Below are 13,140 nucleotides of genomic sequence, written 5' to 3' on the forward strand. Positions count from 1 at the left end.
CGGGTCGACCACGCGTTCGCGAGAGCTGAGCACCCAGCCTGATACAGCGGTAATGGGTCTCACCTCCTCGGTCGGCCCCCGTGTGGGGATGCGTCACACTACACCTGCCGGGGGAACATCGTTCAGCCCGCCACCGCGACCGGTGACGACCCTCCCCTCACGGCCACGCGCGGTGTCCCCGTGCCGTCCGCCGGAACGGTCCAGATGTCGCTTCCCCTGCCGTCCCCGCCGGGCAGTGCGTAGGCGAGCGTGTTGTCGTCCAGCCAGGCCGCCTGGTCGTCGACGCTGTGTTGCTCGGCGAGCGGCGTCTCCCGCATGGTCCGCAGGTCCAGGACGTACAGCCGCCAGGGCGCGGCCGCGTCGTCGGAGACCTTCTTCTTGAAGGCGAGCCGGGTGTTGTCGGGCGACAGGGAGGGGCATTCGACGTTCTGCCGCAGCGCCTTCGCCGTCCAGTCCCGCATGTTCCCCTCGACGAGGTGGGTGCGGCCCTTGGTGGAGACGGTCGCGTAGAAGCGGTTGTCGTCGCGGGCGAAGGTCACGCCCCAGTAGTTGACGTCGGGGGCGTGGTAGCGGGCGCCGTCGATGGTGAGCTGGATGTTCTCCATGGACTTGATGAGGTAGCCGGTGCGCAGGTCGAGGATGGCGGTGCGGGTGGAGAAGGACGTGGTCGCGTACGAGTCGCCGGTCGCGAACACCGTCCAGGACACCATCCGCCCGGAGGCCGAGACCCGGGCGCGGGTGGGCACGCCCGGCACGGTGATCCGGCGCTTCTCGCGCAGCCGCCGGTCGAGGACGATCGCGTACGTCCTGGGCAGCACCCCGGGTTTGGCGCGCAGGCAGAGCGCGCCTTCGCCGGAGGCGTAGAACCGGTCGCAGGCGGGGCCGCCGCGGGTGCGGGTGCCGCCGGTCCGGGCGGCGGTGAGCGGCTGGTGGGCGACGCGCCCGCCGGCCGTGTCCCGGAAGTACAGCGCGGGCCCGCCGAGGGCGAACGAGGCGTCGGCCTCGGTCCGTCGGTCCTTCGTCCGCTGCTCGGCGTGCATCACGTACCCGACGGAGCCGCCCGCGAGGAGCAGCACCGCGGCCACCACGACGGCGATCCTGGCCCGGGGGCCCAGCGGGGTCGCGGGTTTCGGGAACCTGGCACTCATGCGGTCCGCCTTTCGGGGGTCTGGGCCTGCGGCCGGCCGGGGGCCGGGGTGCCGGAGGGGTCGCGCGGCAGCAGCGCCCAGCCGCCCGCGAGGGCGGCGAGCAGGGCCGAGAGCGCCGCCCACAGCGCGGGGCCCGGCCCCCACAGGGTCCAGGCGGCACCGAAGCCCGCCGCGGCGAGCAGCCGGGCCAGTGCCTGTCCGGTCTGGAGCACGGCGAGTCCGCCCGCCCGGCCGTCGGTGGGCAGCACGGGTCCGGCGAGGGCCATCAGCACCCCGTCGGTGGTGGCGTAGAAGACCCCGAGCAGTACGAGGACGGGTACGAGGAGGAGCAGGGCCGGGCCGCCGAGCGGGGCGAGGAGCGTGGCGTACACGCCGAGCAGGGCGAGGTGCCCGTACAGGAAGGGCAGCCGTCGGCCGACCCGGTCCGCGATCCGGCCGGCCGGGATCGCCAGCAGCAGATAGCAGGCCGCCGCGCCGAGCGGCAGCAACGGGAACCAGCTGACGGGGAGGTCGAGCCGGTCCTGGAGCAGGAGGTAGACGAAGGCGTCGCCGATGGTGGCGGCACCGAGCAGGGAGGCGGCGGCCAGGATCCGCCGGAAGGCGGGATCGCGGAGCGCCTCGAACGGCTTGCGCCTGCGGGGTGCCGGGCGCACGGGCGGGGCAGGTTGCTGCCCGGGGACGTACAGGACGAGGAGCAGTACCCCGAGCAGGCCGACGCAGAAGCTGACGACGAACACCGCGTCGTAGGCGTCGGCGGTCGCCCAGAGCAGGGCGAACGCGGCGAGCGGGCCGAGCAGGGCGCCCGTGGTGTCCATCGCCCGGTGCACGCCGAAGGACCGGCCGAGCGTCTCGGGCGGGCTGCTCAGGGTGATCAGCGCGTCGCGGGGTGCGGTGCGGATGCCCTTGCCGACCCGGTCGGTGGCGAGGGCGGCCGCGATCCCCGCGGTGGCGCCGCCCGCGAGGAGCAGGCCGAGCCGGGAGAGTGCGGAGAGGGCGTAGCCGAGCCCGGCGACCCGTTTGTGTCCGCGGCCGCGGTCGGCGGCGTACCCGCCGACCAGTCGCACGACGGCGGCCACGCCGTTGAACAGGCCGTCCAGGAAGCCGAATTGGAGGGGTGAGAGACCCAGTCCGAGGACCAGGTAGAGCGGCAGCACCGCGGTGACCATCTCGGAGGAGATGTCGGTGACGAGGCTGACCGTGCCGAGTGCGAGGACGGTGCCGGGGACACGCCGGCCCGCCCCGCCGGAGCGGGGTCGGACCGGTGTGTCGCGGCGGCCTGTGGTCGCCAGGTACATCAGTGGCAGGTGTACTTCGGGCTGGTGTCCTTGGTCTTGTTGTCGGTGCCGACGTAGTTCCAGCTGTAGCCGGAGTCGGTGAAGTCCATCTTCAGGACGCCGTATTCACCGCTGATCCGCTTCTGGCTGTTGGGCTGGACCTCCTCGATGGGGTAGGGCTCGGCACCGCCCATCCCGCCGACGATCTCGGTGATCCCGTCGGCGACGGCCTTCCCGTCGGGGTTCTGCGGGGCGAACCGCTCGTAGTGGTGGTCGTGCCCGTTGAGCACCAGGTCGGCCTTGGCCCCGTAGAGGATCTTCCAGACCGGCCTGCTGACCGGGTCGTTGCCGTGTCCGCCCGAGGAGTACAGCGGGTGGTGCCAGTAGGCGGCGATGCACGCCTTGCTGTTCTTGGCGAGGTCCGCCTTGAGCCAGTCGATCTGGGCGCTCTTGTCGAAGGAGTTGGAGTCGAGGGCGATGAAGTGCCAGTTGCCCTCGTCGTAGCTGTAGTAGGTCTTGCCCTGGGGGTAGGCGATGTCCCCGAAGTAGGCCTTGTAGCCGGCCAGTGCGCCGGCCGGGTCGTACGTCTCGTGGTTGCCCGGCACCGGACGCGTCTTGGCCTTGAAGGCGCCCCAGGTCTTGTCGTAGTAGTTGCGGAAGTCGGAGATCCGGGCGTCGTCGTACTGGCTGTCGCCCATCGTCAGATAGAACTTCGGGTCGATCTTCTTGGCCAGTGCGGCGGTCTTGGGGTGGGCGCAGTCGCTGTCGGACGCGGTGCACTGGGCGGCGATGTCACCGGCGGCGACCACGGTGAAGGCGCCGGTCTGCGGCGGCTGGCCGCCGAGCGTGCCGTACACCTCGAACTCGTACAGCGAGTAGCCGTAGGCGGTGGCGCGTGCGGTGCCGTACACCCGCAGGTAGCGGCCCTTCCCGGTGAGGGCGGGCCAGTCGTCGGTGCCGCCGTCGCCGGCCGTCTCGTCGGCGAGCCGGGTCCAGGTGGTGCCGTCGGCGGAGATCTCGATCCGGTACGCCTTGGCGTACGCGTCCTCCCAGCTCAGCTTCACCCGCGTGACGTCGGCGGTGGCGCCGAGGTCGACGCTCAGCCACTGGGGGTCCTTGCCCTCGACGCTGGCCCAGCGGGTGGCGGGGTCGCCGTCGAAGGCGTTCTGCGGTCCGAGGTCGGAGCTTTCGTCGGAGGAGGAGGTGGCGGCCTTGCCGCCCGAGATGAGGGGGTCGGCGGCGGCGCCGGCCCGGTCGGGATAGGCGAGCAACAGGCCGCCCACGAGGGCGAGTACGGCGGCGATGACCATGCCCACCGTACGGCGCCGCGTGGGCGTGAGAAGCAGAGCTGAGCCGTTCGGGTGCATCCCTGGACTCCTGGCCTTGTGGGGGTGGCGAGAGCTGGGCATCGGTGCGTGGCCCCGTGTCCGGCCCGGGGTGCGGGCAGGGGTGGGGTCGTGGTGGCCGGGCCAGAGCTCTCACTGAGCGCGTCATGCCTGGGTAGCGGGGCACCGCGCCGGGCCACCGCCGGGAATGCTAGCGAACAGGAAACTTTCCTACCAGTCCCCCAACTGGCTTCGTTCCGCGCCGGGTTCGGCGCCCCGGCCCCTCGAAGCACGCCGGGCCGGAGGCGCACCGCCTCCGGCCCGGATGTCACTGCGTCGCGGTCACAGCACCGGCAGCAGCGCCTTCAGCTCGAAGGCGGTGACCTCGGAGCGGTACTCCTCCCACTCCTGCTTCTTGTTGCGCAGGAAGTTGCGGGGTGGTCGGCTCACCTCCACGGAGGTGCACGACAGACCGTGTAGCTTGCGCACGAGCGGCGGTTGTTGGTCGTTGTTGGTTACTGCTGGCCGCCCTTCGACGGCCCACAGACGGCCCAAGGGCCCGGTTCGCCGACAGCTCGTTTGCCGTTCAGACCATTCGAGCCGCGCCAGGTGAGCGACCACCGATTTAGGAGTTCGATCGGGACTGTCGGCGGCCTGGGCAACCTCAAGGTCTCAGAGGGAGCTGAGGACTTCGATAGCCAGCCGGGTCCGCGGCCGACCGCCGCCGTTGATGTCAGCGAGTAATGTCAGTGGCTCGCACGGCCAAGCGGCCTGCCGTCTCTGCATACCAGCCCCAAAGCGGGCACTTAACCGATCATGTCGAGCATCAGACTTCCAGGAGCAAAATGCCGTCTGCCGCGGACACTAGGCCTCACGCTCCCGCCAGACACGTGCACAAGGAACTTTTCCTTACCCGAAAACGGCGATAGATCAATAACCCTTCTTTCCTCACCTCCGGGGAGGTAAAAGGACAGGCTTTCCAATTCAGGGAACACGAGAGCCACACGCCTCATTGTCTCGACACCCCTTCTCGGGTACCACAGCTTGAGTGTTGACACATTAGGCAGCCGGAGCTCCTGATCTAGCGTTTCGAGTTCATTGAATCCCAGCCCGAGGGATTTAACCTGGCTTTGCGCAGACAAGACATCACTCAGCTGACTTGAAATGCTTTCCACAGACATCAAATCAACCAAATTTAGCGTCTCTAGCTCCAGTGCGGAGAGCACTGAGATGTCCACAAGGCCCCAGCAGCCAAAAAGGTCTAGATTTCTAACATTCCTAACCTGGCGCAGAAACTCTAGATCGCGAAGAGTGGTGTTATATAGGCCGAATACAGGAGTCTCCACACCTTCGAGGGACTCGACAGTATTCCAATCTTGTGTCGCGCCATCCAGGACCAATCTACGGATGGAGCCCAACTTCTTCAACTCCGCCAGCTGATCCCTCTCAGAAACCCAAACTGTAAGCTTCGAGCAGTCAATCTGAGTGAGAATCTTTTCTGCGAACTTCTTCGCATCGAAAGATCTCCAAGTCCGCATAATGTGATTCAGGGTGGACTCGTTGCTGGATTGTGAAATTTCCATCAGAGCCTCAAGGGCTCGCTCACTTCTGATTTCACCTAGAACATCAATCACCCAGGGTTTGGCATTTACAGCGGGGAGAACGGATATAAGATCATCGCCAATAGCGGCAAGCTTTTCGATGTTGCCTCGGACCCCATACTCAATTCTGTGCATATGTTCAAGAACTCGATCTAACACGAGAGTACGGATACTTGCGTCGAGCCGCGTAGCGTAGGGGAGGCAACTGCCAGCAAGTAGGTGAATTTCTCGCCGGATTTCCTCATCCTTCGAAGCATCGGCTTCATCGATGATGTTCCTCAGCAGGATGGCTCGGTCTCTATAGTCACAGTGGCCCACTGCCATGCGGATAACATCCCCCCACTGCTCCTCATGGGCCCTACCAGCGAGCATTTTAAAGTTTCGCGCCTCCTTAAACTCCTGAGCTGCGAGGTAATCTTGAAAGGTCCGGTGAATGAATTCGAAGGTTTCCGTGGTGGTTTCCGTCAACAGACCACTGCGCTCTACAATGTGGTCATAGAGCTGCTCGACACTAAACTTATGACTGATTTGATTCAGGCTCGGCAGCATTCGTTCTATCTGATGTTCAGCATCAGACCTGCCGCCTTCTACCAAGCCTTCACCAACAAGCCACGCCGCGATCTCTTGGAGGAAGGCGCGATGCTCGTCCTCTTCTAGTTCAAGCTCAACCTGACGTTCCTGATCGCGCCGCGCCAGCAGCATCCCGAGTGCAGCCTTATAGATTTCCATTCGCCCGTTCGGGAGCGCTCCGTTGCGGTCTCTATGAAGAGCGCAGATCATCGCACACAGCAAAGGGCTATCTGTCAGTGCTGCCAGCTGGGGCGTCACCTCCAGTGCTCTTTTCAAATTCTCCTGTAGTTCCCGCAGTTCCCCAGCCACACGCTCGTGTTCAAGGGAGGAGAGCCCGGGCGCGGCTGAGGATTCAAGAGCAGCTGCTTGATGCCATTTTTCAATAAAGATTGACCGATCAACTCCGTTCATGGGCAACAGTGCCAACTCATCGAAATGATAGTCGCGAAGCCAGGCAGGAGGCACCGCTGACGGCCGCACTGTTACAAGAACCCAAACATTAGGATAGTGCTCGAGAATCCATCCAAGCCATTCTCTTGCTTCATCACGCTTCTCGTCTGGAATTTCATCCATTCCATCGACCAAAAGAAGCGCTCGCCCATCGCGGAGCACCCGATCTGCCCAACCGTTCGGCTGGTCACTCGCTATTAGTATATTCCCGACTCCTAGGAACTGACTGGGGCTTGGATGGAGATTATCCAATCGATACATCGCTCTCAAGCGGAGTATGAAGGGAACTCTATTATTAAGAACAGAAAGCTCCCCAGAGAGACCACCCGAGGCAGACTTGATTGCGAGCCATTGCATGAGAGTCGACTTCCCGGAACCCGCCTGTCCCCGAAGGAGTATGCGATGCTTCCCTCTGAAGCTCATCTCTACTTTCGCGGATGACAGCATCAAATCTGCATCATGGTCATGCTCTCCGGTTCGGTCATAATCGCTCCCAGAAGAAACTGCCTCAAGGCTCAGGTAAGCTGTCTCCAGATCTAGACCACGGTTATTGGATCTTGACAGGTCCAATCCAAAAATACGAATCTTTCCATGTTCCGCTCGCATCACCTGGGCGTATCTATGCTCGAACTCTGCATCGGCAATTTCTTGTTCTGTTATTCCATTCAGAACCAGGGCTCGCCCAAGGTGCTGTCGTAACACGTCAATAAAGGAAGTATCCTCGAACAGCCTGGCAATTGTGAGGACGCCGACGCGTGAATGACGCCAGCGGCCAGGCCTATCGTCTTCGACTATCAGACCAATTAAAAAATTACGGAAGAAAACTGCCGCTCCAGAGAGGCCACTCCAGGGTGACTTTTCATCCTGAGATGCGTGAGGAGGAATACCCTCGCTGCTGAGAACCAGTTTCCCATTTCCAGAACCGACTCCCGGCGCGAGTGTGCCCCAGAATTGCTCCGCGCGAGGAGTCGTTCCAGAATCCCTTCCTACTCGAGGGAAACCCGTAGCAAAGCAGCCTCGCACGGGCTCAAGGCTCCTTACTTCGCCCAACATGAGGGGTTCCAGTGCTTCGTGCTCATCTGGAGGTATGAGGTCCTCAGCAGCGAACAAAAGTACTGCATCCAATTCGGTATCCCCGATGGGTGGCGACCACAGGACGGAGCACTTAACCTCTCCCACAATCCTGCTAGCATATGCATAAACGGGTCCGTCACCGTACCCAAGCAATCCCCCAGCGCCCACAACATGGGCTGCCGTTAGAATCAAGCGTGAAGAAATGAGTACGCCGCTCCCTACCTGGACAGAACGAACAGCAACTATTCGGTGACGTCCCAAGCTCATAAAGTTGCCTTCCCGAGTTCACGCGACGGTGAATTTTCTATTTTCGGTATCTTTCGACTATGCGAATGGGAAAGTGCCGTCAAGGCCTTCGGGCGCGTCATCACCTACTTTGACACTCTCACCCGTTAGCTGCATTTTCGGTTTCAATGAGATCTTTACCCGATGCGTGCCGCTCCTAGCGAGACCAGTTTCGGCGTCTGCGGTTATTACCCACGCTTTAATTCCAGCCTTGGCTTTGCTGTCATGCCGAACCTCAATTGTGAACTCAAGCTCAAGCGCATCGACTTCCATTTGCATATCATCTTGCTGCGCACTTGCCGAGGCCTCTTTGAGTTGTAGCCGCACGGCTTTGATGGCTTCCGCCAGGTCTATCGAATCAACCTCAGTGCTCATGTAACTCTCCATGCTGGAAGACTAGTTATGCTCAGGGCATGCTAGCCAATTTTGAGTAACTCCGCTGGGTTTCACGCTAGTTGGATGCCGTGCCCAAGCATGACTGGCTCCTCTGACCTTTCAAGAGTGAGTAGTGTCTGAGTTCTGCACGGCGTGTGCGACCGGGTTGGTCGCCGGTCGGCGTACGCCGGTTGATCGCGCACTGCTACGGGCATGGCGGTTGACGCTGCTCGAACGCAAGAGGGGTTCACGTCGGCAAGCCGCTGACCTGTGCACTTCCTGGCGACTTGCCGACGTTCCTCAGGGCGCGTTTCCGCAGAGGCACGGGCACCGGCAATTCCGCCTGAAGGACCACCGCCACTACTACAGACACCCCTCCTTCTTCCTAAGTAGGGAAGCTCTGCGTCACCTGCGTCACCCGGTGACGCAGACGATGACGCACCGGTGACGCACCCCCGGCCGACTGCGTCACCCAAAGCCCCAGGTCACAGGCCCAGATGACGCGGGTGACGCAGTGGCGCAGAAATCCACACCTCGGACAGACACACCACGCTCCTCCGGCCCATGAAGTCTCCCGTGGCACCAAAATCCACCCACCGCCCCGACCCCCGCGCCACCCTCCGGGACGGCCTCCCCGACCGCTACCTCACCCCCGAGGACATCGCCACCCTGCTCTCCATCCCGCTCGACACCGTCTACGCCTGGCGCAAGAAGCGCACCGGCCCGCCCGGATTTCGAGTCGGCCGCCACCTCCGCTACGACCCCGCTGCCGTCCATGCCTGGGTCATCAAGCAGGGCGAACTCGACGCCGCCTGACGCATCCCTCACCAGCCTGTGCCGCCCCTGCCAGGGCGGCACAGGCATTCCCGTACGTCGAGAGGAGTCAGCTCCCACATGGCTGGCCACGTCCAAGACCGCTGGTACAAAACCGAGACCGATGCCAACGGCAAGGAGCGCCGAGTCAAGAGCGACCGCCACGGCACCGGGCTCCGCTGCCGCGCCCCCTACATCGGCCCCGACGGCTCCGAGAAGTCCAAGAGCTTCCGCGACGGGCAGAAGCGCCTTGCCGAGAAGTGGCTCAGCAAGACCGAGACCGACATGGACAGCGGGCAGTACATCGACCCGAAGTTGGCGCAGACGACGTTCCGGGAGTATGCCGAGCGTTGGCTCAAGGCTCAGACCTCCGACCCGACCTCGCGGGAGTCCGTGAACTCCCAGATCCGGTTGCACGCGCTCCCCTATCTCGGCTCGCGGCCTCTCGGCTTCTTCAAGCCGGAGCACATCCGGGAATGGCTGAGTGCGCTGGAGCGGGCCATCCCCGCCACCTCGTACCGGCGCGTCATCTTCTCCAGTGTTTCAGCGATCCTCAACGCCGCTGTCGACGACGAGTACATGCGCAAAAACCCGTGCAACGCGAACACGGTGCACGCGCCGGCACGGAACGTTCAGAAGGTCGTGCCGTGGACGGCGGAGCGAGTCTTCGCCGTGCAGGCCGCGTTGCCTGAGCAGTACCGCGCCATGGTGGATCTCGGTGCGGGATGCGGCCTCCGTCAAGGGGAGATCTTCGGCCTGGCGGAGAACGCGATCCGGTTCGACACCGGTTGGGTGCACGTGGGATGCCAAGTCAAGGTCGTAGAGGGCGCGTTGGACTTTGATCTGCCCAAGCGGCAGAGGGATCGGGGCGTTCCCTTGTCCCCGCAGGTGGCCGAAACGTTGAAGAGGCACATGGCCGACTTCGTTCCGGTGTCCGTGACGCTGCCATGGGCTCGGCCGGACGGAAAGCCTGTCGCCAAGCGCCTCCTGTTCATTCGCCTGGCCGGGAACGGTGCGGTGCGGCGCAACGACTTCAACTCACGGCTGTGGAAGCCCGCCCTCGTAGCAGCCGACGTCATTCCGGCCGCCGAGCAGGGAAGGCCTCACACGGCCGCGAGAGAGCACGGTATGCACGCCCTACGGCACTTCTACGCCTCCGTCCTCCTGGATGCCGGGGAGAACATCAAGGCGCTCAGCACGTACCTCGGGCACACCGACCCCGGGTTCACCCTGCGGACGTACACACACCTGCTCCCGAGCAGTGAGGGACGGGCCCGCGTCGCCGTGGACAAGGTCTACTTGGGCCGCCCCTCTTAGACGACGTTTCTTATGGCTTGATCGTTCGTTGAACTGTGCATGGCGGATCTGGTTGAGCGGTTGGTGCCGGACGAGTTGTGGGCGCTGTTCCGGCGGGTGGTGCCGCCCACGGAGGCGAAGCGTCCGCAGGGCGGGGGCCGGCGGCGGGCGGGTGACCGGGAGGCACTGGCCGCGATCATCTTTGTCGCCGCCTCGGGCTGCACATGGCGGCAGCTCCCGCCGGTGTTCGGCCCGGCCTGGCCCACGGTCTACCGGCGCTTTGCACAGTGGAGCCAGGCTCGGGTGTGGGCGAAGCTCCGCCGCGTCGTCCTCGACGAACTTGGTGCCCGTGGCGAGCTGGACTGGTCGAGGTGCGCAATCGACTCCGTCAGCGTGCGGGCGGCAAAAGGGGGCCACTGACGGGACCGAATCCGACCGATCGTGGCAAGTTGGGGTCGAAGATCCATCTGATCACCGACCGGAACGGACTGCCTCTGTCGCTGGGCATCTCCGGCGCCAACATGCATGACAGCCAGGGCCTTGAGCCGCTCGTGCGCGGCATCCCGCCCATCCGCTCCCGCCGCGGCCCGCGCCGCCGACGGCCCGGCAAGCTCCACGCCGACAAGGGCTACGACTACGACCACCTGCGCCGATGGCTCCGTGAGCGCGGTATCCGCCACCGCATTGCACGCAAGGGCATCGAGTCCTCACAGCGGCTCGGCCGGCACCGATGGGTGGTCGAAAGGACCGTGTCCTGGCTGGCCGGCTGCCGCCGACTCCACCGCCGCTACGAGCGGAAGTCGGAACACTTCCTCGCCTTCGTCGGCATAGCCGCAGTCCTCATCTGCCACCGCCGACTATGACGCAGAGGTGGACCTACAGGTCGACACGCCAGGGCCGAGCTTCCTTCCTCCCATACGCCAGCACTTGGGCGAGCACCTCCCGCATCCGCTCGATGTCTTCGTCGGGCGCGTCGAGTTCCGCCTCGATCTCAGCCTCATCCAGTCCCAGATCATCCAGGGAAGCAGGGTCCAGCGACACCGTGAGCAGCCCGTCCGACAGAGCTACTCCACGGACGCAGCCATAGGCCGTTCCCTGGTCTGGTGTTACCAGGCAATGGCTGTCGAAACCGAGGGACACGTTCTGGCGGGACGGTTCGCCGATGTTGCTCATGAACAGCAGGAAGAAGCCCTCTCCGTCTTCGTCTTCGGAGACACCGGCCTGCGCTACGTCGTTGTCCGAGTCGATCTCTGCCGCCACCACACGAGCGGTGAATCTGTATGCCATGACTGGGTTCTAGCAGGACGTCGAAGCCTGCCGTCACGCAGGGCAACCACCAACAGAAACAACGTCTCAGTCTGACGGCCCACAGACGGCCCAGCAGTGATCACGATCGCTGGTGGGCCGTCCTTGTTGTGCCGAGCAGCCCGCCCGCTCGGCGACCTACAAGGCTGCTGACCTGCGACTACAGCACCGGCAGCAGCGCCTTCAGCTCGAAGGCGGTGACCTCGGAGCGGTACTCCTCCCACTCCTGCTTCTTGTTGCGCAGGAAGAAGTCGAAGACGTGTTCGCCGAGCGTCTCGGCGACCAGTTCGCTCTTCTCCATCAGCGCGATCGCCTCGCCCAGGTTCTGCGGCAGCGGCTCGATGCCCATCGCGCGGCGCTCCGCGTCGGACAGCGCCCAGACGTCGTCGTCGGCGCCGGCCGGGAGTTCGTAGCCCTCCTCTATGCCCTTGAGGCCCGCGGCGAGCAGCACCGCGTACGTCAGGTAGGGGTTGGCGCCGGAGTCGATGGAGCGGACCTCCACCCGGGCGGAGCCGGTCTTGCCGGGCTTGTACATCGGGACCCGGATGAGCGCGGAGCGGTTGTTGTGGCCCCAGCAGATGTACGAGGGGGCCTCGCCGCCGGCGCCCGCGGCGCGGGAGGAGCCGCCCCAGATGCGCTTGTAGGAGTTGACCCACTGGTTGGTGACGGCGGAGATCTCCGCGGCATGGGTGAGCAGGCCGGCGATGAAGGAGCGGCCGACCTTGGAGAGCTGGTACTCGGCGCCCGACTCGTAGAAGGCGTTGCGGTCGCCCTCGAAGAGCGAGAGGTGGGTGTGCATGCCCGAGCCGGGGTACTCGGAGAACGGCTTCGGCATGAACGTCGCTTGTACGCCCTGCTCCAGAGCGACCTGCTTCATCACCAGGCGGAAGGTCATGATGTTGTCGGCGGTGGAGAGCGCGTCCGCGTACCGCAGGTCGATCTCCTGCTGGCCGGGGGCGCCCTCGTGGTGGCTGAACTCGACCGAGATGCCCATGGATTCGAGCATGGTGATCGCCTGACGGCGGAAGTCCATGCCGACGTTCTGCGGGGTGTGGTCGAAGTAGCCGGAGCTGTCGGCGGGGGTGGGGCGGCTGCCGTCGACCGGCTTGTCCTTCAGCAGGAAGAACTCGATCTCCGGGTGGGTGTAGAAGGTGAAGCCCAGGTCGGAGGTCTTGGCGAGGATGCGCTTGAGGACGTAGCGCGGGTCGGCGAAGGAGGGCGAGCCGTCGGGCATCAGGATGTCGCAGAACATCCGGGCCGTGCCGGGGGCCTCCGCCCGCCAGGGCAGGATCTGGAACGTGCCCGGGTCCGGCTTGGCGATCATGTCGGACTCGTACACCCGGGCGAAGCCCTCGATGGCCGAGCCGTCGAAGCCGATGCCCTCGTCGAACGCCTGCTCCAGTTCCGCGGGGGCGACGGCGACGGATTTGAGGTAGCCCAGGACATCGGTGAACCACAGCCGTACGAAGCGGATGTCGCGCTCCTCAAGTGTCCTGAGGACGAATTCCTGCTGCTTGTCCATAGCCACATCCTTGCAGTTCAGACGGTCCGTGCACCACCGCCCGGGGTAGGGGAGAAGCTCCAGTATCACGACCCGGGATTTCACCCAGATTACGCACACGAC

10 protein-coding genes and 1 pseudogene are annotated in these 13,140 nt (G+C 64.3%); 3 read left to right on the forward strand and 8 right to left on the reverse strand.

Going from position 1 to position 13,140, the window contains the following annotated elements; translation table 11 throughout:
• Positions 1-122: 122 nt before the first annotated feature.
• The 6 genes and pseudogenes from ACGF8B_RS15150 to ACGF8B_RS15175 all read right to left on the reverse strand — a co-directional run bounded on the left by ACGF8B_RS15150 (position 123) and on the right by ACGF8B_RS15175 (position 8,102).
• Positions 123-1,148 (reverse strand): TolB family protein, encoded by a 1,026-nt coding sequence (locus ACGF8B_RS15150; protein WP_392738229.1) that lies wholly within the window; start codon positions 1,146-1,148, stop codon positions 123-125.
• On the reverse strand, positions 1,145-2,443 hold the full coding sequence (locus tag ACGF8B_RS15155; protein ID WP_392738232.1) for an MFS transporter: 1,299 nt from the start codon (positions 2,441-2,443) through the stop codon (positions 1,145-1,147). The genes ACGF8B_RS15150 and ACGF8B_RS15155 overlap by 4 nt, the downstream gene beginning before the upstream one ends.
• Complete coding sequence (locus ACGF8B_RS15160) at positions 2,443-3,789, reverse strand: discoidin domain-containing protein (RefSeq protein WP_392738234.1); 1,347 nt, start codon at positions 3,787-3,789, stop codon at positions 2,443-2,445. The genes ACGF8B_RS15155 and ACGF8B_RS15160 overlap by 1 nt, the downstream gene beginning before the upstream one ends.
• A 300-nt stretch (positions 3,790-4,089) precedes the next feature.
• Positions 4,090-4,176: pseudogene (locus ACGF8B_RS15165) on the reverse strand (glutamine synthetase); the annotation flags it as partial.
• Positions 4,177-4,553: 377 nt separating this feature from the next.
• Positions 4,554-7,493 (reverse strand): NACHT domain-containing protein, encoded by a 2,940-nt coding sequence (locus ACGF8B_RS15170; RefSeq protein WP_392738237.1) that lies wholly within the window; start codon positions 7,491-7,493, stop codon positions 4,554-4,556.
• 273 nt (positions 7,494-7,766) lie between these two features.
• Entirely contained in the window at positions 7,767-8,102 is a 336-nt protein-coding gene (locus tag ACGF8B_RS15175) for a trypco2 family protein (RefSeq protein ID WP_392738240.1), read from the reverse strand.
• Between the two features lie 564 nt (positions 8,103-8,666).
• Here ACGF8B_RS15175 and ACGF8B_RS15180 point away from each other — a divergent pair.
• The 3 genes from ACGF8B_RS15180 to ACGF8B_RS15190 all read left to right on the forward strand — a co-directional run bounded on the left by ACGF8B_RS15180 (position 8,667) and on the right by ACGF8B_RS15190 (position 11,074).
• Positions 8,667-8,918 (forward strand): helix-turn-helix transcriptional regulator, encoded by a 252-nt coding sequence (locus ACGF8B_RS15180; protein ID WP_392738242.1) that lies wholly within the window; start codon positions 8,667-8,669, stop codon positions 8,916-8,918.
• Between the two features lie 78 nt (positions 8,919-8,996).
• Positions 8,997-10,232 carry a tyrosine-type recombinase/integrase gene (locus ACGF8B_RS15185; protein WP_392738243.1) on the forward strand — a complete coding sequence of 412 codons (1,236 nt, stop codon included), beginning with the start codon at positions 8,997-8,999 and terminating at the stop codon, positions 10,230-10,232.
• Positions 10,233-10,271: 39 nt separating this feature from the next.
• A protein-coding gene (locus ACGF8B_RS15190) for an IS5 family transposase (protein ID WP_392738244.1) occupies positions 10,272-11,074 on the forward strand; the annotation gives its coding sequence in 2 pieces (ribosomal slippage) (positions 10,272-10,619 and positions 10,622-11,074; 801 coding nt in all).
• Between the two features lie 13 nt (positions 11,075-11,087).
• Here ACGF8B_RS15190 and ACGF8B_RS15195 read toward each other — a convergent pair.
• Together ACGF8B_RS15195 and glnA are read right to left on the reverse strand one after the other, a co-directional pair.
• Positions 11,088-11,498, reverse strand: coding sequence for a hypothetical protein (locus tag ACGF8B_RS15195; RefSeq protein WP_392738246.1), 411 nt, complete (start codon positions 11,496-11,498; stop codon positions 11,088-11,090).
• Positions 11,499-11,676: 178 nt separating this feature from the next.
• A complete protein-coding gene (glnA, locus tag ACGF8B_RS15200) occupies positions 11,677-13,038 on the reverse strand; it encodes a type I glutamate--ammonia ligase (RefSeq protein ID WP_072483343.1) in 1,362 nt (453 codons plus the stop codon).
• Between the last annotated feature and the right edge of the window lie 102 nt (positions 13,039-13,140).

Origin of the sequence: Streptomyces sp. NPDC047917 (assembly GCF_043204345.1) — a bacterium.
Classification (GTDB): domain Bacteria; phylum Actinomycetota; class Actinomycetes; order Streptomycetales; family Streptomycetaceae; genus Streptomyces; species Streptomyces sanglieri.